The sequence below is a fragment of the Reyranella soli genome, from assembly GCF_007992495.1.
Lineage (GTDB): Bacteria > Pseudomonadota > Alphaproteobacteria > Reyranellales > Reyranellaceae > Reyranella > Reyranella soli.
Genome location: NZ_BKAJ01000098.1, coordinates 1 through 24,340 on the forward strand (window position 1 = coordinate 1; position 24,340 = coordinate 24,340).

Sequence of the window (24,340 nt, forward strand, 5' to 3'; positions counted from 1 at the left end):
TCCGGCCCGCATCATGAGCGGGCCGGAGGCCCGCGCTCCCCTAAAACAGCTTTCCGCCGTTGGGGATCTTCTGGGTCGGCACGATCAGGACGACGCTGCCATCCTCGGCGGGAAAGCCGAGCGTCAGGACTTCGGACATGAACTTGCCGATCTGGCGCGGCGGGAAATTGACGACGCCGGCGACCTGGCGGCCGATCAGTTCCTCGACCTTGTAGTGGATCGTGATCTGCGCCGATGACTTCCGCTGGCCGATCTCCGGCCCGAAGTCGATCAATAGCCGATAGGCTGGCTTGCGCGCCCCCTCGAGCGGCGCTGCTTCGAGGATGGTGCCGACGCGGATATCGACCCGCGCGAAGTCGTCGTAAGTGATCGTACTCATGCCCCCCTAAAGCACATTCGGGCCGGCTGAAACAGCCGGCCCGAAGGCTTTGGCCCGGGCTGACCGAAATTACTTACTTCTTGGCGATCGCGGCCTTGACCTCTTCGGTCAGCTCGGCAACGCGCGCGCTCAGCGCCTCGAAAGCCTCGGCCTGGCTCTTGCCGACGAGGTCCGCGATCTCCTTGGTGTTGGCGATCGCCGTCTCGTAGCTCTTCTTGGCGAAATCGATCTGCTTGATGACCTTCTCCTCGACCGTGGCGGCCGAGAGCACTTCGCTGCCGTGCTTGGAGAAGTCTTCCATCGCCGCGCGGACCATGTCGCCCTGGCGCTGGCCGATGGTCTTCATCGTCTCGACGGCGGCGGTGTTGGCGGAGGTCAGAACCGCGAAGTTCTTGCGGGCGGTCTCGACGAAGGTCTCGACGTTGACGGTCGGCAGCTTGAACTCGCCGGTGAACTTGGTGAAGTCGAAGTCGGTGAAGGGGTTCTTGAAGGTACCGTTGGCGTACATGGGGCTCTCCTGCGAGGCAAACGAGACGCGTGAAGTCAGGGTCGAACCGCTTTGCTGCGGTGCACAACGGCGGTGAATTTATGCTTGCGGTGCACAAAGTCAAGAGAACGTTTTGTGCATTGCACAAAACGTTCACGAAGCAGGCGAATCTGCCTCGTCGGTTGGCTTCCTGACCTCAGGAGATTTCACATATTTATCAAAGAGTTGAGCCCACCGCTCGGCCATTTTAAGACGGCTGTCCAAAGCGGCCATAGTCTTCGACAGGTCGGTGGTCTCGTCCTTGTCGTAGACCCGCGACACGGCGGCATGGATGGCCAAAAGCCCGTTCTGCCGCAGCGCACCCGTGAGGCCTTCACTCGGAACCGAGGCCGCTTCGAGCATGGCGGCCATCGATCGGCGCAGCGCCGGGCCGATTGCGAGCGCCAGCATAGGATCGCGCAGGCTGGCACGACGGACCGCGGCCAAGGCCTCGCGATGGGGCCTGAGCGCGTCGTAGCGGCGCATCATGGCGTCGAACAGCCGATCGCGCGCCGTCTCCTCGGGATCGCTTTTCGTCGGCGTACCAGCCAAAACCTCGGCATCGATCTTCGCCATGAAGGCCGAAACCAGCGCCACCTTGTCGGGATAGACCTTGTAGAGCTCGGCGAGGCCGAGGCCTGCGGCTTCGGCGACATCGCGCAAGGCGACATCGGCGAACCCCTTCTCGGCGATCAGCCTGGTGAAAGCGTCGAGTGCCGCTTCGTTGGCCGGCGTCATCCCGCAAGCTCCTTCGATCGCCGCGACGCTGCCGCCAATGCCTTGTCGAACACCGGCTGGATGCCGTCCGCCGCCATCAACACCTTCAGGGCCTCGGCCGTAGTGCCGCCCGGGCTGGTGACGTTAACGCGCAACTGCGATGCGGGTTCGCTCGACTGCTTCAACAACTCGCCGCTGCCCGCCACCGTGGCGCGCGCGAGCTGCATGGCCATGTCGGGCGTGAGGCCGAGCTTGGCGCCGGCCGCCGCCATCGCCTCGACCAGCAGGAAGACATAGGCCGGACCGCTGCCCGACAGCGCCGTCACCGGATCCATCAAAGCCTCATCATCGACCCACACGACCTGGCCGACAGCTTCGAGCAGCTGATGGCAGCGATTCTTCTCCGCCTCCGAGACGCCGCCTGCCGCCGTCGCTACGGAGATGCCCTGGCGCACCGCCGCCGGCGTGTTGGGCATGGAGCGCACGACCTTGGCCGTCGTGCCGAGATGGCTCGCGAAATACTTCAGCGTCTTGCCGGCGGCGATCGACAGGAACACCGCGCCTTCGTCGGCGAAGCGCTTCAGGTCGGGCAGCACGCCGTCCATCGACTGCGGCTTGACCGCCAGCACGACGATCTCGGGCGTCTTGGCCACATCGGAAGTCGAGGCGACGGCACGCACACCGGACGTGCGCGGCCGCAGCGCATCGACCGGCTCGGCGACGACGACATCGGCGGCCGAGAGCCCACGCGCCAGCCAGCCTTCCAGCATGGCGCCGCCCATCTTGCCGCACCCGACGAGGAGAAGATCGCCCATGGCCTACCTGCCCTTGAATCGCGCCGCGCGCTTCTCGCGGAAGGCGGCGGCGCCTTCCTTGCGGTCCTCGCTGGCGGCGATGCGCTCGAGCTTGTAGCGCTCGGGCACGAAGTTCTCGGCCGGGCCGCGCGGCAGGGTCTGGTTGGCGAAGTCACGCAGGGTGCGGATCACCAGTGGTGCGGAATCGGCGATGATCTTGGCCATGCGCCGACCTTCCTTGCGCTCCTCGCCGAGCGGCACGACCTTGTTGACGAAGCCGACATCGTAGGCGCGCTTGACCGAGATCTCCTCGCCCAGCAGCAGGAGCTCCATCGCGACCTTGTGCGGCATGCGCGACACGATGCCGGGCATCAGGCCACCGAACACGCCGACCTTGGCCTCGGGGTACATGAACTTGGTGGTGTCGGCCGAGACCATCAGGTCGCAGGTCATGACCATGCAGATGGCGCCGCCGATCACCCAGCCCTGGGTGACGCCGATCACCGGCTTGCTGAGCTTGTGGCTGACATGGGGCACCGCCTTCCACATGGCGGCTGGCGGATCCTTCAGATCGGCGCCGACGCAGAAAGCCGGCCCATCGGCCTGCAAAACCGCGACCTGGTCGGGGCCTGCCTCGAAGGCCGTGTAGGCGTCCAAAAGCTCGTCACAAAGCTGCTGGTTCAACGCGTTGCGCTTATCGGCACGCGTCATGGTGATGGTGGTGATGCCTTCGCTCGACTCGACTTTTACCAGACCCACGGGGCTCCTCCGACATTCTCGGGCGTTCTTGCTGGGATGCTACCAGCCGCCCATACTCGCCGCATCAGGAGTCACAGTCATGCAGACCCGCAATCCGTTCATCGACGACCTTACGAAGATGGCCAACGGCGCCATGGGCGCGTTGACCGGCGTCAAGGACGAGGTCGAGGCCCGCGTCCGCGACCAGATCGCCAAGATCCTCGACGGCATGGACATTCCCCGCCGCGACGAGTTCGAGGCGGTCAAGGCCATGGCCGCCAAGGCACGCGAGGAGAACGAGGAATTGAAGAAGCAGATCGCCGAGCTGCAGGCCAAGCTCGCCGGGCCCCAGAGCTGATGCGCGTCGGCGTCGAGGTCGGCGGCACCTTCACCGACCTGGTGGCCGTCGAAGGCGGCAAGGTCGTCGTCACCAAGGTTCCGAGCACGCCTCGGAGTCCCGATATCGGCGCCTTCGCGGCGCTCACCGCCTCAGGCATCGATCTGGCGAAGATCGAGGACCTCGGCCACGGCTCGACGGTCGCCACCAACGCCGTGCTCGAGCGCAAGGGCGCGTCGGTCGCCTTCGTCGCGACGGCCGGCTTCCGCGATCTCCTGTTCATGCAGCGCCACGACCGGCGCAACATCTACGATCTCTTTTACGCCAAGCCCGCGCCGCCGGTGCGCCGCAAGGACTGCTTCGAGGCGCTCGAGCGAATCAATGCCGACGGCTCGATCGAAAAGCCGCTCGACGAAGCTACGGTCAAGAGAGAGCTGATCCCGGCCATCAAGGCCGGCGGCTACCGCGCCGTCGCGATCTGCCTGCTCAACGCCTATGCCAATCCGGTGCATGAGAAGCGGTTGGCGGCGCTGATCACCGAGGCGCTGCCCGACGTGCTGGTGACGGCGAGCCACCAGGTGGCGCGGGAATTCCGCGAGTTCGAGCGCGCCTCGACGACGCTCTTGTCGGCCTATGTGCAGCCGGTGATCGACGGCTACCTGCATCGCTTCGAGAGCAAGCTTGCCGACTCCGGCTTCAAGGGCCGCTTCACGGTAATGCAATCCAACGGCGGGCGACTGCCGGCGGAGGCGATGCGCGAAAGCGCCATCACCGCGCTGTACTCGGGCCCGGCGGCCGGCGTGGTCGGCGCCACGCGCCAGGCCGCACGCTCGGGCTTCAACGACCTCATCACCTTCGACATGGGCGGCACCTCGACCGACGTCTGCCTGGTGCAGGACGGCCGGCCCTCGCTCGCCTCGGAAAGCGAGATCGACGGCCTCCCCATCCGCACGCCGGTGCTCGACATCGTGTCGGTCGGCGCGGGCGGCGGCTCGATCGCCTGGGTCGACGACGGCGGCATGCTGCGCGTCGGCCCGCAAAGCGCCGGCGCCGATCCCGGACCGGCGTGCTACGGCAAGGGCGGCACGGAGCCTGCGACGACCGACGCGCATATCGTCATCGGCACCATCCGGCCCGGCGCCTTCTTGGGCGGCCGCATGAGCCTCGACGGCGAGGCGGCAAAGCACGCCTTCGAGCCATTGGCGCAACGTTTTGGCCTCAGCGTCGAGCAGGCGGCCTCTTCGGCGCTGCAGCTCGCCGACGCCAACATCGTCCGCGCCATCCAGCTGGTCTCGACCGAGCGTGGCCGCGATCCGCGCGACTATGCGCTGGTGCCGTTCGGCGGCGCCGGTCCCCTGCATGCGGCGCGCATTGCCGAGGAGCTCGGCATCTCGACCATCGTCGTGCCGCCCAATGCCGGCGTGATTTCCGCCTACGGGCTGGTCGCCTCGGACTACACCAAGTTCGACGCCGTCACGCGCAAGATGAAGCTCGACGATGCCGCCGCGACGGAAGCCGGCCGCATCTTCAGCGAAATGCGCGCGCGACTGGCCGCACAGTTCGCCGACATGAAGCTGCCTGGCGACCTCGTCTATACACACACGCTCGACATGCGCTTCGTCGGCCAGGCCTTCGAGGTCGGCGTGGAATTGCCGGCGAGCCGGCCCGCTTCGCTCGATTCGGCCTATCTCGCCGAGCTGTTCGCCGACGCCCATCATCGCACCTTCATGCACGGCGCCACGCTCGATCGCCCGGTCGAGATCGTGACCCTCAGGGTGGGCGCGACGCTGCCCATCGGCACGGCGCCGCGGCTCGATCGAGAGATGCTGGCCGCACGCGCGGCGGAGAAGGCAAAGATCTTCCACGACGACGCCTGGGTCGACTGCTCGCGTTACACGACCGAGACACTGACGGCCGGCCAGAAGATCACGGGCGCCGCCGTCATCGAGGGTTACACGGCCACTACGTGGGTCCCGCCTGGCTGGACAGCCGAGCTAGACGCGGCCGACAATCTCATCCTGCGGAGAACACAATGACCGCGTTGAGTCCCATCGACTATGCCGTGATCAGCCAGGCGCTGATCGCCGCCGCCCGCGAGATGGGCGTGAAGCTGATCCGCTCGGCCTATTCGACCATCCTGCGCGAGGCGCGCGACGGCTCGGCCGGCCTGATGGACCGCGACGGCAACACGGTGGCGCAGGCCGAGCTCATCCCCATGCAGTTGGGCCCGATCGGCGAGACGCTGCGTGCCTGCCTCAGGCGCCATCCGGTCGACACGCTGAAGGAAGGCGACTTCCTGATCAACAACGACCCGTTCGAGGGCGGCCAGCACATCCCCGACGTCTTCATCTTCACGCCCATCTTCGTCGCCGGCCGCGTCGTGGGCTTCGGCGCCTCGGTGGCCCATCACCTCGATCTCGGCGGCGGCGCGCCCGGGCTCAACATTCACGCCTCCGACGTCTACCAGGAAGGCCTGCGCTTCCCGCCCAGCAAGTACGACTTCCAGCGTGACTGGAACGGCGGCTCCTTCGAGCGTCTGGTCACCGCCAATGTGCGCGTGCCCGACCTCACCATCGGCGACTTCAATGCCCAGTTCGCCGCCAATGCCATCGGGGTGTTGCGCGTAAAACAGCTTTGCGAGCGCTATGGCGCCGACAAGGTCGAAGCGGCGATGAAGGAGATGCAGGATTACTCCGAGCGTCGCGTGCGCGCCGCCATCGCCCAGGCCCCGAAGGGCACGTTCTATGGCGAGGACGCCGTCGACGACGATGGGCTCACCGACGACCCGCTGGTCGTGAAGGCCAAGGTCACAATCGCCGAGGATTCAGTAGAAATCGACTTCGAGGGCACCTGCCCGCAGGTCAAGCGCAACCTCAACTGCCCCTACTCCTCGACGCTGTCGGCTGCGCTGTCCTGCGTGAAGTCGGTGCTGACCAGCCCGGACATTCCCTACAACGAGGGCATGGCGCGGCCGATCAAGATCAAGGTGCCGTACGGCTCGCTGCTGAACCCGCGGCCGCCGGCACCGGTGCGGGCGCGCATGATCCCGGCCTATCGCGTGTTCAACGCCGTGATGAAGGCGATGGCCCAGGCGCTGCCCGACAAGGTCATCGCCACCGGCTTCGACTGCACGACGGCGTTCTGTCTCAGCCATCTCGGCGAGAAGGGCTATAGCGTCTATCTGGAGATCTTCGGCGGCGGCTACGGCGCCTCCAAGGACGCCGACGGCTGCGACGCGGTCGATTCGCCGCTCAGCAACTGCTCCAACGCCCCCGTCGAATCGCTCGACATCGACTACGACTTCTTCCGCATCGTCGGCTACGAGCTCGCCCCCGATTCCTTCGGCCTGGGCGCGCGCCGCGGCGGCGCAGGCTTCTTCCGCCGCTGCGAGATCCTTCGCGACGACGTGCAGCTCGCGATCTACTCCGACCGCTTCCGTCTCGCGCCGGAAGGACTGCAAGGCGGCGAGCCTGGCCAGCGCGGCTACTGCCGCGTCCATCGCGCCAACGGCACGGTCGAGGACCTGCGCAGCAAGGCCGCCGTCGATCTCGCCAAGGGCGACATCGTGGAGATGTTCGTGGGCGGCGGTGGCGGCTTCGGCCGCATCTCCGAGCGGCCGGACGCGTTGATTGAGCGCGACCTGGCCGACGGCCTGCTGACCCGCGATCCCCGCGCGGCGCGAAAGCTGGCGGCCGAGTAGCCGCCGGCCGATGCGGCGGACCGAGCTCCTCGGACTGCGCGTCGATCAGGTGGGGAGCCTGTTGCGCCCCGCCTCGCTGATCTCCTCATTCCTCTCCTGCGCAAAGGGCGACATCACGCTGAGCGCCCTCGATGTGCTGGTCGAGCAGGCCATTCGCGATGTCGTCGCCAGGCAGCAGGCGATCGGCTTCCCGATCGTGACCGACGGCGAGTTCGGCCGCATCAACTGGCACGTCAGCTTCAGCCAGATCGAGGGCTGGGCGCTGGACGAGGCGTCGTGGCGGTCGTTCCTCGCCAATCCCGCGATGCGCCACGAGCACGAGCGCGCCAACACGCTCGGCGCCGATGCGGTCCAGAGCTACAAGACGCCGGCCACGAGCAGGCTGCGGCTGCTGAGCAATTTCCCGCTCGGCGAATACCGGCGTCTCGCCGCCGTGGCCACGACACCGGGCAAGGCCATGCTGATGGGGCCTGACCGCGTCTCGCAGATGTGCGACCTGCCGGCTTCAAAGCCTGCCTATGACAGCGCCGATGCCTTCCTGGCCGACGTCGTCGCGATCCAGAGCCGCATGGTCGGCGAGCTGGTCGAGGCCGGCTGCCCCTACGTGCAGCTCGATGAGCCGAGCTACACAGGCTACGTCGACCGCGCGACCCTGGAGCGCATGCGCGCCAATGGCGAGGATCCCATGGCCAACCTGCGGCGGGCCGTGAAGGCCTCCAACGCCGTGGTGGCTGACCATGCCAGCAAGGCCGTGTTCGGCATCCATATCTGCCGCGGCAACCGCGCCAGCATGTGGCATCGCGAAGGGACCTACGACGGCATCGCCGAGGAGCTCTTCTCGACCTTGCGCTTCGATCGCCTCCTGCTGGAGTACGACACCGCCCGCGCCGGCGGCTTCGAGCCGCTGCGCTTCGTACCCAAGGGCCCGCTCGGCCAGGCGCCGGTGGTCGTGCTGGGCCTGGTCACGACCAAGACCGGCGAGGTCGAGACGGTGGACGCCCTGCTGCGCCGTATCGAGGAGGCGAGCCGCTTCCTCGACGTTGGCCAGCTCGCGCTCAGCCCACAATGCGGCTTCGCGTCAGGCATGTCGGGCAACGACCTCAGCCACGACCAGCAATGGCGCAAGCTCGAGGTCATCCTGGAGACGGCTCGGCGCGTCTGGCACTGACTGCGTTCGGCCGCGTCACGGCCAAACGCCTACCCGTAAGGCTCAACGACGTTGATTGTAGACGTCGAGACATACCGCGCCGAGCAGCACCAGCCCCTTGATCACCTGCTGATAGTCGATGCCGATGCCGAGGATCGACATGCCGTTGTTCATCACGCCCATGATCAGCGCGCCGATCACGGCACCAGCTACCCGCCCGACACCCCCATAGGCCGAGGCACCGCCAATGAAGCAGGCGGCGATGACGTCGAGCTCGAAACCGAGCCCGGCTTTCGGCGTTGCCGTGTTGAGTCGCGCGGCGAACACCAGCCCGGCGAGCGCAGCCAGCACCCCCATGTTGACGAAGGTCAGGAAGGTCAGCCGCTCGGTCTTGATACCGGAGAGCTTTGCCGCCTTCTCGTTGCCGCCGACCGCATAGATCTGCCGGCCAATGGTCGTGCGCGTGGTGACGAAGCCATAGAGCGCGATCAGTGCGACCATGATTACCAGCACGTTGGGCAAACCGCGATGCGAGGCGATCAGATAGGTGAAATAGATGACCACGCCGACCAGGATCGCATTCTTGAGCGCAAAGAAACTGGTGGGCTCGACCTCGACGCCATGGCTGGCACGACGGGCGCGGGTCTTGACGCTGATGTAGACCAGACCAAGCGCCAGCGCCGCACCGATCAGGAGCGAGGTGGGATAGAGTGTGCCGGCTCCGGGAAACAGTTCCGGAATGAAGCCGGAAGAGAGTTTCTGGAAGGTCGGTGAGAACGGACCGACCGACTGGCCTTGCAGCACAGCGAGCGCGAGCCCTTTGAACACCAGCATGCCGGCCAGCGTGACGATGAAGGACGGAATCTTGAAATAGGCCACCCAGTAGCCTTGCGCCGCGCCGATCAGCGCACCGAGCGCGAGACAGGCGATGGTGGCCGGAATGAAATGGACGCCGTAGCGCACCATCAGGACCGCGGCGATCGCACCGATGAAGCCTGCGACCGAGCCGACCGAAAGATCGATGTGCCCGGTGACGATCACCAGCAGCATGCCGAGCGCCATGATCACGATGTAGCTGTTCTGCAGCACCAGATTGGTGAGGTTGAGTGGGCGCAGCAACGTGCCGTCGGTGACGAGCTCGAAGAACAGCATGATCGCGAACAGCGACAGCAGCATGCCGTATTCGCGCAGGTTGGTCTTGACGAAGCCGGCATGCTCGCGCGTGCCGGGAAGCGTCGCAGTCTTGTCGCTCATCGAAGCGCGCCTCCCGACAGCTCCTCGGCCGAACTTCTTTGCAGGTCTCTATCGACCAACCGCTCGCCCTTGCGCACGATGACGCGCATGATTTTCTCCTGCGTCGCTTCGCTACGGTCGAATTCGCCGACAAAGGCGCCTTCGTTCATGACGCAGATGCGGTCGCAGATCCCGAGCAGCTCCGGCATCTCGGACGAGATCATGATGACGGCCTTGCCGGCGTCGGCCAGCTCGTTGATGATGCAATAGATCTCGTACTTGGCGCCGATGTCGATACCGCGGGTCGGTTCGTCCAGGATCAGGATTTCCGGATCGGTGAACAGCCATTTCGACAGCACCACCTTTTGCTGGTTGCCGCCCGACAGGTTGCCGGAGGCCTGATAGACATCGGAGCAGCGGATGCGCATGCGGTTGCGATAGTCGCTCGCCACCCGCATCTCCTTGATGTCGTCGATGACGTGACCGGACGAGACACTGCCGAGGTTGGCGAGCGTTATGTTCTTTCGGACGTCGTCGGCCAGCAGGAGGCCGAGTTGCTTGCGGTCTTCGGTGACGTAGGCAAGGCCGGCGTCGATGGCGCGGCTGACGGTCGACAGGTCGACCTCGCGGCCGTGCAGCAGGGCGCGGCCGGTGATCCTGCGGCCCCAGGAGCGTCCGAACAGGCTCATTGCGAACTCGGTGCGCCCGGCGCCCATCAAGCCGGCGATGCCGACAATCTCCCCGCGCCGGACTTGGAAGTCGACGTTCTTGATGACTTGTCGGCCGGCATGCAGCGGATGATAAACCGACCAGTTCTCGACCTTGAACACCGGCTCGCCGATGGTCGGTTCCCGCTTCGGGAAGCGATGTTCGAGGTCGCGATCCACCATCTTGCGGATGATGCGGTCCTCTTCGATCGTGCTGGCCTGGCAATCCATCGTATCGACGGTGCGACCATCGCGCAGCACGGTAATGCGGTCGGCGACGCGCGCCACTTCGTTGAGCTTGTGCGAAATCAGGATCGCGGACATGCCCTGGGAACGGAACTCGACTAACAGGTCGAGCAGCGCGGCACTGTCGCTTTCGTTGAGGCTCGCGGTCGGCTCGTCGAGAATCAGGAGGCGCACCTCCTTGGACAGCGCCTTGGCGATCTCCACCAGCTGCTGCTTGCCGACTCCGATGTTGGTGACCAGCGTGTCCGGCGCTTCATTGAGTCCAACTTTCGCCAACAGCTGCTGCGACCTCTTGTAGACCGCATCGCGATCGATCATGCCGAATCGCGACGGCGGGTTGGCGATGAAGATATTCTCCGCGATCGAGAGCAGCGGGATCAGCGCGAGTTCTTGATGGATGATGATGATGCCGAGCGCTTCGGAATCATTGATGTCGCGGAAGTGCCGCTCCCTGCCGTCATAGACGATGCTGCCGTCATAGCTGCCGTGGGGATAGACGCCGCTCAATACCTTCACCAACGTGGACTTGCCGGCGCCGTTCTCGCCCACCACGGCGTGGATCTCCCCCTGCCTGACAGTGAAATTGATGTCCTCCAGCGCCTTCACGCCGGCGAAGGCTTTGCTGATGCCGCGCATTTCGAGCAACGTGCTCATTCAGGCTCCCTGAACCCGGTGACGTCAGACACGATCAGCTACCGTCGCCATGCGCGACCATGACGACGGATCGCTTTCATGCCTGGTCGCAGTCCAACTCAGTTGAACTGCGCCTTCTTGTAGTAGCCGCTATCAATCAAGGTCTTCTCCCAGTTGGTCTTGTCGACCACCACGGGCGTCAGCAGATAGGACGGCACCACCTTCACGCCATTGTTGTAGGTCTTGGTGTCGTTCACCGTCACGGTCTTGCCGTTCAGCGCCGCATCCACCATGTCGGCGGTGACCTTGGCGAGGTCGCGGGTGTCCTTGAAGATGGTGGAATACTGCTCGCCGCGCAGCATCGATTTGATGGACGGCACCTCCGCGTCCTGGCCGCTGACGATCGGCATCGGCATGTTGCCGCTGCCGTAGCCGACACCCTTGAGCGACGACAGGATGCCGATCGACAGACCATCATAGGGCGAGAGCACTGCATCGACCCGCTTCGTGGTGTAGAATGCGCTCAGGAGATTATCCATCCGGGCTTGCGCCGTGGCGCCGTCCCAGCGCAGCGTCGAGACCTTGTCCATGCCGGTCTGGCGGCTCACGACCACGAGCTTGCCGCTGTCGATATAGGGCTGCAGAACCGACATCGCCCCATTGTAGAAGAAGTAGGAATTGTTGTCGTCGGGCGAGCCGCCGAACAGCTCGATGTTGAACGGGCCCTTGCCTTCCTTCAACTTCAGCCCTTGCTCGATCGACTGCGCCTGCAGCACGCCCACCCTGAAATTGTCGAAGGTCGCGTAGTAATCCACGTTGGGCGTGTCGCGGATCAGCCGGTCGTAGGCGATCACGGTGATGCCCTTGGCCTTGGCCTGCTTGAGCACGTCGGACAGCGTGGTGCCGTCGATCGAAGCGATAACCAGCACCTTGGCGCCCTTGGTCACCATGTTCTCGATCTGGGAGAGCTGGTTTGGAATATCGTCTTCGGCGTATTGCAGGTCGGTGTTGTAACCGCGCTCCTTCAACACCTTCACGATGTTGTTGCCGTCATCGATCCAGCGCGCAGAAGACTTGGTCGGCATCGCGATGCCGACAGTGGGTTTGCCCTGCGCGAGCGCGGAACCTGCAAGTGCAACCGAACCAAGCACGATGGCGGATAGCATCGATCTGAGGAAATTCATGTTTCACTCCCAACGTATTGAGCTTCAGTCGCTGCATTATCGCGGTCTGCTTTTGGGCCGATGCGAGCGACGCATCGTCGGGCGCTATCATGGCCAGCAGAAAATGAATGATCGATCACGCTTTGCAGTTCTGCAAGTGTCATAAAGGCATACGTCATGGCATCGGCGGAAGCCTGCGGGTCGCACGTAAAGTGCAGGCTGAGACGAGGGCGGCGCGAAAGATGGCGGCGGACCGGCGCGCCGCCTCAGAGCGCTCCGACCGACCGCAGGTAGAGCTCGCTTGCTTCTTTCGTGACCTTGCCTGGCTTGCCGTCGTCGATGGAGCGGCCATCGACCTTGGTTACGGGCGTGACGCCACCCAGGGTGCCGGTCACGAACGCCTCATCCGCCGAATAGACCTGCGCCAGGGTGAAGTCGCATTCGCGGGCGACGTTGCCGGCGTTGCGCCACGCGTCGATCACGTTCTGCTGGGTGATGCCCTTGAAGCTGTAGAGGCTGGTCGAGGTCCAGAGCTCGCGGCCGCGCACGATGAAGAAGTTGGTCGAATTGCAGGAAGCGACGAAGCCGCGCGGATCGAGCATCAGGGCCTCGTCGGCGCCGGCATTGATCGCCTGGATGAGGGCCTGGATCAGGTTCAGGCGAGAATGCGAGTTCAGGCGCAGGTCGAACTGATCGGGACCGGTGGTGCGGAAAGTCGAGGTGAAGAGCGCGTAGCCCTTGGCCTTGGCCTCGGGCAGCGGCGTCTTGTACTCGGCCACGATCACGATCGTGGCCGGGCCGATCACGAAGCGCGGGTCCTGGTTGGGCGTCTTCTTGACGCCGCGCGTCACCATCAGGCGGACATGCGCGCCGTCGGTCATGCCGTTGCGGTCGAGCGTGTCCTGCACCGCCTTGACCACGCCCTCGCGCGACAAGCCGATATCGAGCTGGATCGATCGCGCACCCTCGAACAGCCGATCGAGATGCGCCTCGAGGCTGATCAGCCTGCCCTTGACCAGCCGCAGGCCCTCCCACACGCCGTCGCCCAGCACGAAGCCCGAATCGAACACCGAGACCCGTGCCTCGTTGCGTGGCACGAACTGGCCGTTCACGTAGACCAGAACGTTGTCGTTGCGCGCGTCGGCCTTGTAGGCCTGCGCGCTCGCCTGCTCCGTCGTCATGCTGGTGCTCCTAGAGACTGAATTCCTTGTGGCGGGCCAGGAAGGCCTGCGTGCGCTCGCGCCGCGGATGCTTCAGCACCTCGTCGGGCGTGCCCTGCTCGTGGATCGTGCCGTCGGCCAGGAAGATCACGCGCGTGGCCACGTGGTAGGCGAAGCCGAGCTCGTGGGTGACCAGCAGCATGGTGCGTCCCTCCTCCGCGAGCGAGCGGATGACGCCCAGCACCTCGCCGACCAGCTCAGGATCGAGAGCGGAGGTCGGCTCGTCGAACAGCAGCAGCTCGGGATCCATGGCGAGCGCGCGGGCGATGGCAACGCGCTGCTTCTGGCCGCCCGAGAGGTGCGCCGGATAGTGCGCCGCCTTGTCGGCCAGACCGACCCGGGCCAGCTCGCGCTCGGCGCGCGCCTCAGCATCGGGCTTGCTCATGCGGCGCACCGTGCGCAGGCCCTCCATGACGTTGCCCAGCGCCGTCATGTGCGGGAAGAGGTTGAACTGCTGGAACACCATGCCAATGCGTTGGCGCACCAGCGTCAGCTCGGCTTCGCGGTGGCCCACCAACTTGCCGTCAAGCGTGATCGTGCCGGCGTCGGGCATCTCCATGAAGTTGAGGCAACGGAGCAAGGTCGACTTGCCCGAGCCCGAGGCGCCCAGCACGGCGATGCGTTCGCCCTTCTCCACGTCGAGATCGATGCCGCGGATCACCTCATTGCCGCCGAAGCGTTTGATGAGGCCGCTGACCTTGAGGATGGTCATTCGTCCCTCGCCAGTCGCCGTTCCAGCACATAGGTGAGCTGCACCATTGGCCACAGGAAGACGAAGAAGATCACGGCGACCGCCGTGTAGGCCTCGATGGGATTGAAGTTCAGCGAGGCGATCAGCTTGGCCTGCTGCAGCAATTCGACATAGGCAATGGCCGAAGCGAGGGTCGACATCTTGAAGATCTCGATGGCGCGGTTGGTCAGCGCCGGCGTCATGCGCTTGAGCGCCTGCGGCAGGATGATGCGCCGCATGGCCTGCAGGAAGCTCATGCCGAGCGCCCGCGCCCCGTCCCACTGCCCACGGTCGATCGACTGGATGCCGGCGCGATAGATCTCGGCGGAGAACGCCGCCGAGTTGAGCGAGATGCCGAGCGAGGCCGCCGCCAGGGGGCTGATCGAGAATGGCATCAGGATCGGCAGGGCGAAGTAGAACCAGATGATCTGCACCAGCACCGGCGTGTTGCGGAAGAATTCGACGAACGCCGTCGCCGGCCAATAGAAGACGCGGCGCTGCGAATAGCGGCCCAGCCCGACCACCAGGCCGAAGCTCAAACCCGCAACGAGACAGATCGCAAAGATGCGCAGCGTGCCGAGCGCGCCGACGGCAAACACGTCGGCATTGTCGAGGACCGAGGCGAAATCCCACTGGTGCATGTCAGTGCACCGTCGATTCGCCGCTGACGGCGAGCCGCCGCTCGAGCTGGCGGGCCAGCAGGCTAATGGCCGTGATGACGACGAAATAGATCAGCGCCGCGACCGTGAAGGTCTCGAGCGGCCTGAACGTCTTCTGGGCGATCTCGTTGGCGGCGAACAGCAGGTCGGCGTAGGCGATGGTGGCGACCAGGGTCGTCGTTTTCATGAGCTCGATGGCACGCTCCATGAAGGCCGGGATCATGCGCTTGATCGCCTGTGGCAGGACGATGCGGCGCAGCGCCTGACCGTTCGTCATGCCGATCGCTCGCGCGCCGTCCCACTGGCCGCGCTCGACCGAGACGATGCCGGCGCGGAACACCTCGGCGAAGAAGGCCGCCGACTGGATCGAGAAGGTGACGATCGCCGCCAGCAACGGCGTCATCTCGATGCCGGCGATCAGCGGCAGGGCGAAGAAGAACCAGAAGAGCTGCACCAAGGGCGGCGTGGTGCGGAACACTTCTATGACGAAACCTGCCGGCCACGACGCCAGCCGATGCCTCGACAGCCGCATCAGGGCGAACCCCAGCCCCAGCACCAGACCACAGGCGAGCGAGGCGCCGGTGACCTTGAGCGTGTTCAAAAGCCCCTGCGCCAACAGCTCGCTGTTGGCGAAGACCGGGGTGAAGTCCCACTGGTAGGCCACGACAGCCTACTTGATCATCTCCTTCATGACCGGCGGCGCGAGCGTTGGATCGAGCCCGAAGTCGCTGAGCGCGGCCTCGTACCATTTCTGCGTCTGGCCGCTCTTGTAGAAGGCAGCGAGCTCCCTATCGACCCAGGCGACGAACTCCGCATCGTTCTTGCGGATGGCCGCGCTGGAGGCCTGCGACTGCGCCGGCGTCGGCACCACGATCTTTCCCTTGCCCAGGCGCTGGCGGGCGGCGAGCAGCGGCGGATGGAACAGGCATACGGCGTCGACGCGGCCTGACTGGAACGCCGCAATGGCGGCGGCATTGTCGGGGAAGCGCTGCAGGTCGGCCTTGGCGGCGTGCTCGCTGACGAAGCGATCCATCGACGAGGCCTGCGGCACGGCGATACGCACGCCGGGCTTGTTGAGGTCCCCCCAGGTCTTCGCCGGAAGGTCATCGCGCGCCAGCACGGCCAGCGAATAGTAGAGCAACGGCGATTCCGGAAAGTCGACGGCCTGCTTCCGCTCCGGCGTGGCGTCGAGCATGAACATGATGTCGATCTTGTCGGATTGCAGCGCGGCGATGGCGTTGCCCCAGCTCACCTCGACGGTCTCGAGCTTGACGCCCAGCGCATCGGCCATCGCCTTGCCCATGGAGATGCCGAGGCCCGACGACCACTGGCCGCTCTTGGGATCCTTTGAGAACCACGGCGGCGCCTGGGTGACGCCGACGCGGAAGGTGCCGCGCTTCTTGGTCTCTTCGATGGTGCCGGCGTGAGCGGGCAGCAACGGCAAGGCTGCTGCAGCGAGTCCCCAGGCGGTCCCGGCCAGGACCTTGCGGCGCTTGATCGTCATGTCGTGTTCCCCTTCCTCGATTCCCCCGAAACGAACTTCTCCGTGACCACCGCGCCACGGCGCATGTGGTCGGCAATCTCCAGACGCAGCGCATCGAGGTCGCTGCCGAGAGCGGCCTTGATGTAGCTGTCGTGGCTGTCGCGCCTGGGTCCGCGCATCCCATGGGCGCGATGATGGGCGGCCCAATAGAGTTGCAGGCGACCGCGCAACCCATGCCAGGCGCGCTGCAGCAGTTTGTGGCCGCTCGCTTCGAAGACCAGGCCGTGCAGCTCGAGCTCGGTCGAGATGCTGGTGCGATCGTCGCCGGCATCGATGCTGGCCAGCAGCGCCGCGTTGCGCCGATGGAGCTCGCGGCTGAAGCGATCGTCGCGGTGCTCCCACACCTGCTCGAAGGCGAAGATCTCCAGCGCGGTGCGCAGCGAGTAGATCTCGCGCACATCCTCGACCGACAGCGCGGCGACGTGCGTGCCGGTGTAGGGCACCGTCACCAGCAGCCCTTCCTCGATGAGCTGGCGCATTGCCTCGCGAAGCGGCCCGCGGCTGACGTTGAAGCGGCTCGACAGCGCCGTCTCGGTCAGCGGCGCCCCCGGCGCGATGTCGCCGGCCAGGATCGCCGCGCGCAGGCGCTCGGCGATGTGGGCGCGTAGCGTCGCCTTGGGGACAGGCCCCAGGCCCAGTTCCGGCGTCGAAAGGTCCGATAAGGCCAACTCGTCCCACTTTTGGCTGATCGTCGATTGTTGACAATCTGCCATGGGTGGGCACTCTCCGGCAAGGGCGGAGGCTCAGGTCTCGACTTCCCGAAGCCCGGTGCCTGGAAAATTACGACTGCGGGGGGCGCAGAGCATGTTGATCGAAATCAGCTTCGGAAACCGGTTGTCAGCGTTGCCTCGAAAGTTGGGCACCCGGACATAGGCGGGGGTATGCCAATAGCACCGGTAGTCCAGATCCTGGAGCTGCCGGATCAGCGTCGCGGATTTTTCCTTCCGGTCGTTTTCGACATAGAGGATGGGCCAAGCGCGCTTGATGGTCTCGGTCGCGCCGCTCAGCACCTCGGATTCCATGCCTTCGACGTCGATCTTGATGAAGTGGCAAGCGGCCAGGTTAAGGCTGTCCAGCGTCAACAGGCGGACCTGGTCGCCCTGTTGCGCCCCTCCCAGGCTCAAGCCTCCGAAGTTCTGTCTTGCCCGGCTGTCCAGTCGCGGCACGGCGATCGAGCCCGGTGCGCTTCCGACGGCCGCGTGCACGGCCTCCACGTGCTCAATGCCGTTCAGGGCCAGGTTGCCGCACAGCAGCTGGAATACGCTGCGCTGCGGCTCGATGGCCACGACACGGCCGCCCGGTCCGACGAATTTGGCGAGAGAGAGGGTGTGCGCGCCGATGTTCGCCCCGACTTCCACCGCCGTCATGCCGGGCCGCAGCACCTGGCGGAAGACATCGGTCTCGCCTTCGGAAAATTCGCCATACAGATCGAGCATGGTGCCGATGAAGGCGTCGTTCAGATTGTACATCATCGTGCCGTGACGGCAGCGGCGCAGCCGCAGATGGTCGGCAGTGAGGATCGGCTCCTGATCGGGTGTCATTCGGCCGAGTAGCTCTTCTCTTCGACCAGCGTCGAACCGGTCCTGAGGTTGATCTGCCTCTTGATCGCGGCCCGCTCGTCGTTGTGTCGGTAGACAGAACGGGCCAGCTCGATGAAACCCTGGTCGAACTGTTCCCGCTCCTCCTTCGCGCGGATGTCCGCCTCGATCCGCCAGAGCGTCTCGTTCACCGACTTCAGCTGATCTTTGAGCCGCAGGAGTTCCTCGTCGCCGCCAAGCAGGCTTTGCGCGACGGCCGTGAGCAGCGAGAGCTCATGGCGAACATTGGCAAGGGAGCTCTCTGCCGTCAGCCGCTCACTCTTGATCTCGAGGATGGTGATCTTGTCTAAAAGCTCGCCCCAGGAGATCGGCACGTGAGGGATCGTCGATGGCAGGGAAACGGCCAGCCGCTCGGCAAGGGCCGCCGCCATGTCGGCAAAGACCTTTGACCAGTCGCCGATCGACTCCTGCCTGAACAGCCGTACCGTCGGATACCAGGGACTGTCCGATCGCCCGAGAAGCCAACGCCAGTCCGGTGAATATTTCAGGGCGACCCAGGTGGGCTTGCCCAGGGCCGCCGCCAGGTGGGCGATCGACGTATCGACGGTTATGACAAGGTCCAGGTTTGCGATGACGGCCGCCGTGTCGATGAAGCCATCCGATCCTTCGTCGAGGCCGTCACCCAACGTCTCCACGCGCAGCCCGTCGGGCAACTGCCCGAGTTGCTCCACGCCGTCAGCCACCTGAAGGCTGATGAGGCGCACGCCCTGCATATCCGCAAACGCCTTGAAGCATTCCAGCGTCGCCGACCGGCCACGATCGGCCTTGCTGCGCGGGTTTCCCTGCCAGGCAATGCCGATCTTGAATCCTTGATCGCCAATCCGTCTTGCCCACGCGTCCACTCTGGCCGGCTCAGCGCGAAGGTAGACTGCTTCAGCGGGAATGCTTTGCTCGGTCGTGCCGAACGCCAACGGCATGCTGAGCAAGGCGATATGATAGTCGAACTTTCGCGGTTGCGTCCTGGAATCGACGACAGTGACCGTCGGCGACAATGTGCTCATCAGCCGGACCAGCCGGTCCTGTACGGAGAACACGACCTTGGCGCCCCGAGCCTCCGCGAGCTTGACGTATCGGCTGAACTGTATGGTGTCGCCGAGGCCCTGCTCGTGGCGAACGAAGAGGGTCTTCCCCGAAATATCCTCGACGCCGGTCCAGACCGGCTCGGCGTAGGTTCTCGGGCTGCCGGCCTCTTCCGTCTGCGTGCGCCATTCGTAGAGCGGCCATCCGCCGGCAAAATCGCCGGACTGCAGCTTCGCGATCGCCTGGTTCAAGCGGAACAACGCGTCGTCCGGCTTCAACGCCATCGCACGGTCATAGCTTTCGATGGCTGCTTCGAGCTGAAGCAGCGCTCGCAGGGCATCGCCACGATGGCTGAGCGCCATGGCGTAGTCGGGTCTCAAGTCGAGCGCGCGATCGATCTGTTGCAGGGCGGCCCGTGGTTGGCCGAGCGACACGAGCGCGCTGCCAAGATTGGTGTAGGGCTCCGCAAGCTTGGGGGCCAAGCCGATCGCGCGGCTGTAGCTTTCGGCAGCGGCGCGTAGCCGGCTGAGGCGCGTCAGTGCGTTGCCACGATTGTTGTGGGCCATCGCGAACAGCGGCTGCAGGGCGATTGCCCGGTCGAAGTCCTCCAAAGCAGCGTCCGGCCGCTTGAGCGCAATATGCGCGACGCCACGGTTGTTGAGGGCCATGGCGTAGTCCGGCTTGAGGTCGACCGCCCGGTCATAGGAAGCGATCGCGGCCTGCTGCTTGCCCAGGGCCGCAAGCGCATTGCCGCGATTGTTGTGAGCTTCGGCGTGCGTCGGCTTGAGGGCGATGGCGCGGTCGTAGCTCTCGACCGCGGCCTCAAACCGGTTGAGATCGAGCAGCGCGTTGGCGCGATTGAAGTGCGCTTCCGCCAGATTCGGATTGAGGGCAAGTGCGCGGTCGAAGCTCTCGATCGCAGCCATTGGCTGGTTGAGGGCCCGCAATGCATTGCCGAGATTGTTGTGGGGAGCCGGCAACCCGGGATTCAGCTCTATTGCCTTGCCGATCAGTTCGGCCGCGCTTCGGGGATTTTCCCCCCGGTAAGCGATCAACCCCGACAGATGGAGCGCTTCATGGTGTCGAGGCTGCGACTTGAGGACTTCCTCCATGATCGCCTGCGCCTGGACGACTTGCCCTTGTCGATAGAGCGCCCGGGCCTTCTCCAGCGTGTCCCGGACGCCTTCGGCGTCATCCCCGGTCGCGGAGCGCCGAGCAGCGAGAGGTGGAGGGTCTTTCATCCGCGGGCAAGGTAGGCGGCTCCGCCATGATGTATCAAGCCACGTGTGGACAGGCCGACGGCATCAACCATCGACCTCTCCGTCATCCCGACCGGAGCCGAGCGCAGCGAGGCGGAGCGGAGGGACCTCTTTTGTTGATGCATCGACAAAAAGAGGTCCTTCGACTACGCCGCCCTTCAGGCGGCTTCGCTCGGGATGACGGGAAAGAGGTGGAGAATCAGTACGTCTTGTACGACAGGAACTTGCCCGACATGGCGATCTTCACCCGATCACCTTTCTGGTCAGGCTGGCGCTCCATGGTCATGTCGAAGTCGATGGCCGACATGATGCCGTCGCCGAATTCCTCCTGGATCAGTTCCTTCCAGGTCGTGCCGTAGACCTGCACCAGCTCGTAGAAGCGATAGATCAGCGGATCGGTCGGCGGCACCTGGGGCAGCGAGCCGCGATAGGGCACCTCCTGCAAGAGCAGGGTCTCTTCCTTGCCCAGGCCGAACAGCTTGGCGGCCTTGGTCGCCTGCTCCTTGGTCATCTTCATCTGGCCCATGCAGGCCGCCGTGACGATGATCTTGGAGGCGCCGCCGATCTTCTTGGCGATCTCCTCCCAGGTGAGCTCCTTCAGCCGCTTGGCGGTGAGGATCTTCTCGGTGACGTCTGCCCGTTTCATTGCGTGTCTCCGTCTTGCTTGTTCAATGGGTGTGCCGAAGCGGCACGACTTCGGCCGGCGGATTGACCGCGGCCAGGCCCGGCTTCACCAGCTTGAGCCGGCGCGGGTCGTAGCTGCCGTCCGCGATTTCCTGGTCGAAGGCCTTGGAGCGGTTGACCAGGAACTCCACGAGATGATTGCGGATGGCGTAGTATTGCGGATGGCGATGCAGGTCGTTCCGGTGCCGTTCGTTGCGCGGCATGGTGTTGACCACGATCTCGGCGATCTTGGCGCCTGGCCCGTTGGTCATCAGCACGATCTTGTCGGCGAGCAAGATCGCCTCGTCGACGTCGTGGGTGATCATGAACACCGTCTGCCGGGTGTCGGCGCAGATGCGCAGGACCTCGTCCTGCAGCATGCCGCGGGTCAGCGCATCGAGCGCGCTGAACGGCTCGTCCATCAGGAGCATCTTGGGCTGAATGGAGAGCGCACGAGCAATTCCGACGCGCTGCTTCATGCCGCCCGAGAGCTGCGCCGGCCGCTTGTTCTCTGCACCCTTGAGCCCGACCAGCTCGATGAACTTGCGCGAATGCTCGGCGACACGGGCGCGGTCCCACTTGGGCCAGCGCGAGGAAACGGCGAAGGCGATGTTGCCCATCACCGTCAGCCACGGCAGCAGGGCATGGCCCTGGAAGATCACGGCGCGATCGAGGCTCGGCCCGTCGATCTCGCGGTTGTCGACGATGACGGCGCCATCGCTCGGCTGGTCGAGGCCGGCCAGCACGTTCAGGATCGTGGTCTTGCCGCAGCCGGAATGGCCGATCAGGCAGACGAACTCGCCGCGGTCGATGCCGAACCAGATGTTCTCGAACACGGCGGGCTGGTTGCCGTCGCCGAAGCGGCGGGCCAGGCCCTCGACGCTGATGAGGGGGCGTTCCATCAGGCTATTCCGGGTAGGTCACGAGCTTGGTGAGCCGCGCCAGCCCCTGGTCGAGCAGCAGCCCGACCACGCCGATCAGCAGGATGGCGGTGACGATGTTGGCGATCGAGAGGTTGTTCCACTCGTTCCACACGAAGTAGCCGATGCCGGTGCCGCCCACGAGCATCTCGGCCGCGACGATCACCAGCCAAGCGATGCCGATCGAGATCCTCATGCCGGTCATGATGGTGGGCGCGGCCGCCGGCAGGATGACCTTGAAGGCGGTGCGGAACGGCCCGACCTCGAGGGTGCGCGCCACGTTCAGCCATTCACGCCGCACGCTCGCCACGCCGAACGCCGTGTTTATAAGCATCGGCCAGACCGAGCAGATGAAGATCACGAAGATCGAGGAGATGGCGCTGTCCTTGATGGTGTAGAGCGCCAGCGGCATCCAGGCGAGCGGCGACACCGGCTTCAGGATCTGGATGAACGGATCGAGCGCGCGATAGACCAGCGGCGACATGCCGATCAGGAAGCCCAGCGGCACGGCGAACAGGGCGGCGAGCCCGAAGCCCAGCAGCACGCGGCCCAGCGAATAGGCGAGCTGGATACCGATGCCCTTGTCGTTGGTGCCCTTCACGTAGAAGGGATCCATCAGGTGCTTCCAGATGGTGACGCCGATGTCGGCGGGCGTCGGCATCGCCGACTTCGTCCCGGTCGCCGCCGCGGCGCCGACCAGCTTGGCATATTCGGGATCGACCGCCGGGCCCGAGGCGGCCGGCGGCTGGGCCGCGATCTGCCACAGTCCGACGATGGCGGCGAAGATGAGGAACGACAGCAGGGCCGCGCGCAGCCCCAGCGACTTCTTGAGCGTCGGCACGACCTCAGCTCCGCTTGATCGCGAAGCTGTCGACGTATTCGTTTGGCTTGGCCGGATCGAAGGCCTTGCCCATGACCACGATGGTCTTCTTGCTGGGATCGGGCGGGGTGAGCCCCATCTCCTTCATCATGTTGGCGGTATCGGTGGCGAGATAGACGTCGGCCGCCACCTTGGCGTAGTCGACGTCGCCCTTGAGCTGACCCCAGCGCTTCATCTGGGTCATGATCCAGATGGCGAACTGGTTCCAGGGGAACGGATCGAAGTCGATGCGGTTGGGATCCTTCTTCACCGCGCCCAGGCCGTCGGCGTAGGTGCCGGTCAGGATCTGCTCCAGCACCGTCTCGGGCTGGTTCAGGTAGTTGGTGGGCGCGATCGCCTTGGCGATCTCCTTGCGGTTCTCCTGCTTGGAGGCATAGGCCGTGGCGTCAATGATCGACTTCAGCAGCGCACGGTAGGCATTGGGATTCTGGGTGGCGAATTCCTTGCTGACCGTGAAGGCGCAGCACGGATGGCCGTCCCACAGCTCCTTGGTCAGCAGATGGATGAAGCCGATGCCGTCGAACACGGCGCGCTGGTTGAAGGGATCGGGGCCGAGATAGCCGTCGATGTTGTCGGCGCGCAGGTTGGCCACCATCTCCGGCGGCGGCACCGAGCGGATCGAGATGTCCTTGTCGGGATCGAGCCCGTGCTCGGCCACGTAGTAGCGCAGCAGGTAGTTGTGCATCGAGTAGTCGAACGGCACGGCAAAGCGGAAGCCCTTCCAGTCCTTCGGGTTGCGCTTGTCCTTGTGCTTGATGGCCAAGGTGATGGCCTGGCCGTTGATGTTCTCGATCGCCGGCATCGTCCACGGCACGGGGTTCGAGCCGACGCCCAGCGAGATGGCGAGCGGCATCGGCGAGAGCATGTGCGCGGCGTCGTATTCCTTGGCCAGCGACTTGTCGCGGATGACGGCCCAGCCTGCCGTCTTGACCACTTCGACGTTGAGGCCCTGCTTGGAATAGAAGCCCATCGGATGGGCCATGATGATGGGCGTGGCGCAGGTGATGGGGATGAAGCCGACCTTGAGGTCCTTCTTCTCCGGCGCGCCGCCCTGGGCGAAGGCCTCGCGCGCCGTGGCCAGCGGGAAGACGGAGGAGATGGCGGCCATCGCCGTCGCCGCTCCGACCGTCTTCAGGAACAGCCGGCGCCGGGCATCGACGGGGAAGACGGCGCGCAGGACCGCGGCGTCGACCACCCGGCCGAAACGCTGCTCGTCGCTCGTCGGTACAGCCGACAGGCGGGCGTGGTCGGCCGGCGCATGGTCGCCGCCGCAGGCGCAGCGCTGCCTGAGTAGCGTCTTGGGATCGAACGGGTCCTTGAACATGGTTTTTAAGCCTCCTCCTTGTTGGCGCCAGCGGCGCGTCGTTGGAGGCTTGGAACGCAAGCCATATGCCAAGGCCTACAGATCCTGGGAAAATGGCTGACGCTGCGGGATCAGCGGCTGACTTGCTCAAAAATCGGGCAGAAGAACGCGATTCGACAAGCGGAATTTTGCGATTCGAATCTTAGCTCTGGGGATTAAATAGAT

Annotated in this window: 24 protein-coding genes; 4 read left to right on the forward strand and 20 right to left on the reverse strand. The window is 65.0% G+C overall.

Going from position 1 to position 24,340, the window contains the following annotated elements; translation table 11 throughout:
* Positions 1-40: 40 nt before the first annotated feature.
* The 5 genes from RSO01_RS27315 to RSO01_RS27335 all read right to left on the reverse strand — a co-directional run bounded on the left by RSO01_RS27315 (position 41) and on the right by RSO01_RS27335 (position 3,175).
* Positions 41-379, reverse strand: coding sequence for a tRNA-binding protein (locus RSO01_RS27315; protein WP_147153428.1), 339 nt, complete (start codon positions 377-379; stop codon positions 41-43).
* 73 nt (positions 380-452) lie between these two features.
* Positions 453-887 (reverse strand): phasin family protein, encoded by a 435-nt coding sequence (locus RSO01_RS27320; protein ID WP_147153430.1) that lies wholly within the window; start codon positions 885-887, stop codon positions 453-455.
* Positions 888-1,019: 132 nt separating this feature from the next.
* On the reverse strand, positions 1,020-1,643 hold the full coding sequence (locus RSO01_RS27325) for a TetR/AcrR family transcriptional regulator (RefSeq protein ID WP_147153432.1): 624 nt from the start codon (positions 1,641-1,643) through the stop codon (positions 1,020-1,022).
* Positions 1,640-2,437 (reverse strand): pyrroline-5-carboxylate reductase, encoded by a 798-nt coding sequence (proC, locus tag RSO01_RS27330; protein WP_147153434.1) that lies wholly within the window; start codon positions 2,435-2,437, stop codon positions 1,640-1,642. Before proC ends, RSO01_RS27325 begins: the two co-directional genes overlap by 4 nt.
* A gap of 3 nt (positions 2,438-2,440) precedes the next feature.
* Positions 2,441-3,175 (reverse strand): enoyl-CoA hydratase/isomerase family protein, encoded by a 735-nt coding sequence (locus tag RSO01_RS27335; protein ID WP_147153436.1) that lies wholly within the window; start codon positions 3,173-3,175, stop codon positions 2,441-2,443.
* Positions 3,176-3,254: 79 nt separating this feature from the next.
* Between RSO01_RS27335 and RSO01_RS27340 the strand changes: the two genes are divergently transcribed.
* From RSO01_RS27340 to RSO01_RS27355, 4 genes are read left to right on the forward strand one after another with little or no spacing between them, the layout of a single operon-like run.
* Positions 3,255-3,512 (forward strand): accessory factor UbiK family protein, encoded by a 258-nt coding sequence (locus RSO01_RS27340; protein WP_147153438.1) that lies wholly within the window; start codon positions 3,255-3,257, stop codon positions 3,510-3,512.
* Positions 3,512-5,527, forward strand: a complete 2,016-nt coding sequence (locus RSO01_RS27345; RefSeq protein WP_147153440.1) for a hydantoinase/oxoprolinase family protein — start codon at positions 3,512-3,514, stop codon at positions 5,525-5,527. Before RSO01_RS27340 ends, RSO01_RS27345 begins: the two co-directional genes overlap by 1 nt.
* Positions 5,524-7,191 (forward strand): hydantoinase B/oxoprolinase family protein, encoded by a 1,668-nt coding sequence (locus tag RSO01_RS27350; protein ID WP_147153442.1) that lies wholly within the window; start codon positions 5,524-5,526, stop codon positions 7,189-7,191. The genes RSO01_RS27345 and RSO01_RS27350 overlap by 4 nt, the downstream gene beginning before the upstream one ends.
* A 10-nt stretch (positions 7,192-7,201) precedes the next feature.
* Positions 7,202-8,359 (forward strand): uroporphyrinogen decarboxylase/cobalamine-independent methonine synthase family protein, encoded by a 1,158-nt coding sequence (locus RSO01_RS27355; RefSeq protein WP_147153444.1) that lies wholly within the window; start codon positions 7,202-7,204, stop codon positions 8,357-8,359.
* A 42-nt stretch (positions 8,360-8,401) separates the two neighbouring features.
* Here the strand turns inward: RSO01_RS27355 and mmsB are convergent, their stop codons facing one another.
* From mmsB to RSO01_RS27430, 15 genes are all read right to left on the reverse strand, one after another.
* Positions 8,402-9,592: a multiple monosaccharide ABC transporter permease gene (gene mmsB / locus RSO01_RS27360; protein ID WP_147153446.1), complete on the reverse strand. Its 1,191-nt coding sequence runs from the start codon at positions 9,590-9,592 to the stop codon at positions 8,402-8,404.
* Positions 9,589-11,178 (reverse strand): multiple monosaccharide ABC transporter ATP-binding protein, encoded by a 1,590-nt coding sequence (gene mmsA, locus RSO01_RS27365; protein WP_147153448.1) that lies wholly within the window; start codon positions 11,176-11,178, stop codon positions 9,589-9,591. Before mmsA ends, mmsB begins: the two co-directional genes overlap by 4 nt.
* 98 nt (positions 11,179-11,276) lie before the next feature.
* Entirely contained in the window at positions 11,277-12,323 is a 1,047-nt protein-coding gene (gene chvE, locus RSO01_RS27370; RefSeq protein ID WP_373867954.1) for a multiple monosaccharide ABC transporter substrate-binding protein, read from the reverse strand.
* Positions 12,324-12,586: 263 nt separating this feature from the next.
* Entirely contained in the window at positions 12,587-13,501 is a 915-nt protein-coding gene (locus RSO01_RS27375) for an aminotransferase class IV (protein WP_147153453.1), read from the reverse strand.
* Positions 13,502-13,511: 10 nt separating this feature from the next.
* Complete coding sequence (locus RSO01_RS27380) at positions 13,512-14,252, reverse strand: amino acid ABC transporter ATP-binding protein (RefSeq protein WP_147153454.1); 741 nt, start codon at positions 14,250-14,252, stop codon at positions 13,512-13,514.
* Positions 14,249-14,911 (reverse strand): amino acid ABC transporter permease, encoded by a 663-nt coding sequence (locus RSO01_RS27385; RefSeq protein ID WP_147153456.1) that lies wholly within the window; start codon positions 14,909-14,911, stop codon positions 14,249-14,251. Before RSO01_RS27385 ends, RSO01_RS27380 begins: the two co-directional genes overlap by 4 nt.
* A 1-nt stretch (position 14,912) precedes the next feature.
* Positions 14,913-15,593 (reverse strand): amino acid ABC transporter permease, encoded by a 681-nt coding sequence (locus tag RSO01_RS27390; protein ID WP_147153458.1) that lies wholly within the window; start codon positions 15,591-15,593, stop codon positions 14,913-14,915.
* Positions 15,594-15,599: 6 nt separating this feature from the next.
* The gene (locus tag RSO01_RS27395) at positions 15,600-16,433 is read right to left on the reverse strand and encodes a transporter substrate-binding domain-containing protein (protein WP_147153460.1); all 834 of its coding nucleotides are present in this window, start codon (positions 16,431-16,433) and stop codon (positions 15,600-15,602) included.
* On the reverse strand, positions 16,430-17,185 hold the full coding sequence (locus RSO01_RS27400; RefSeq protein ID WP_147153462.1) for a GntR family transcriptional regulator: 756 nt from the start codon (positions 17,183-17,185) through the stop codon (positions 16,430-16,432). Before RSO01_RS27400 ends, RSO01_RS27395 begins: the two co-directional genes overlap by 4 nt.
* A gap of 30 nt (positions 17,186-17,215) precedes the next feature.
* Positions 17,216-18,013, reverse strand: a complete 798-nt coding sequence (locus RSO01_RS27405) for an FkbM family methyltransferase (protein WP_147153464.1) — start codon at positions 18,011-18,013, stop codon at positions 17,216-17,218.
* A complete protein-coding gene (locus RSO01_RS27410; protein WP_147153466.1) occupies positions 18,010-20,331 on the reverse strand; it encodes a DUF6165 family protein in 2,322 nt (773 codons plus the stop codon). Before RSO01_RS27410 ends, RSO01_RS27405 begins: the two co-directional genes overlap by 4 nt.
* 217 nt (positions 20,332-20,548) lie before the next feature.
* Positions 20,549-20,995, reverse strand: coding sequence for a cyanase (cynS, locus tag RSO01_RS27415; protein ID WP_147153469.1), 447 nt, complete (start codon positions 20,993-20,995; stop codon positions 20,549-20,551).
* 22 nt (positions 20,996-21,017) lie between these two features.
* Positions 21,018-21,914, reverse strand: coding sequence for an ABC transporter ATP-binding protein (locus RSO01_RS27420; RefSeq protein WP_147153471.1), 897 nt, complete (start codon positions 21,912-21,914; stop codon positions 21,018-21,020).
* A gap of 4 nt (positions 21,915-21,918) precedes the next feature.
* The gene (gene ntrB / locus RSO01_RS27425) at positions 21,919-22,773 is read right to left on the reverse strand and encodes a nitrate ABC transporter permease (RefSeq protein WP_147153473.1); all 855 of its coding nucleotides are present in this window, start codon (positions 22,771-22,773) and stop codon (positions 21,919-21,921) included.
* A 4-nt stretch (positions 22,774-22,777) separates the two neighbouring features.
* A complete protein-coding gene (locus RSO01_RS27430; RefSeq protein ID WP_147153475.1) occupies positions 22,778-24,136 on the reverse strand; it encodes a CmpA/NrtA family ABC transporter substrate-binding protein in 1,359 nt (452 codons plus the stop codon).
* Between the last annotated feature and the right edge of the window lie 204 nt (positions 24,137-24,340).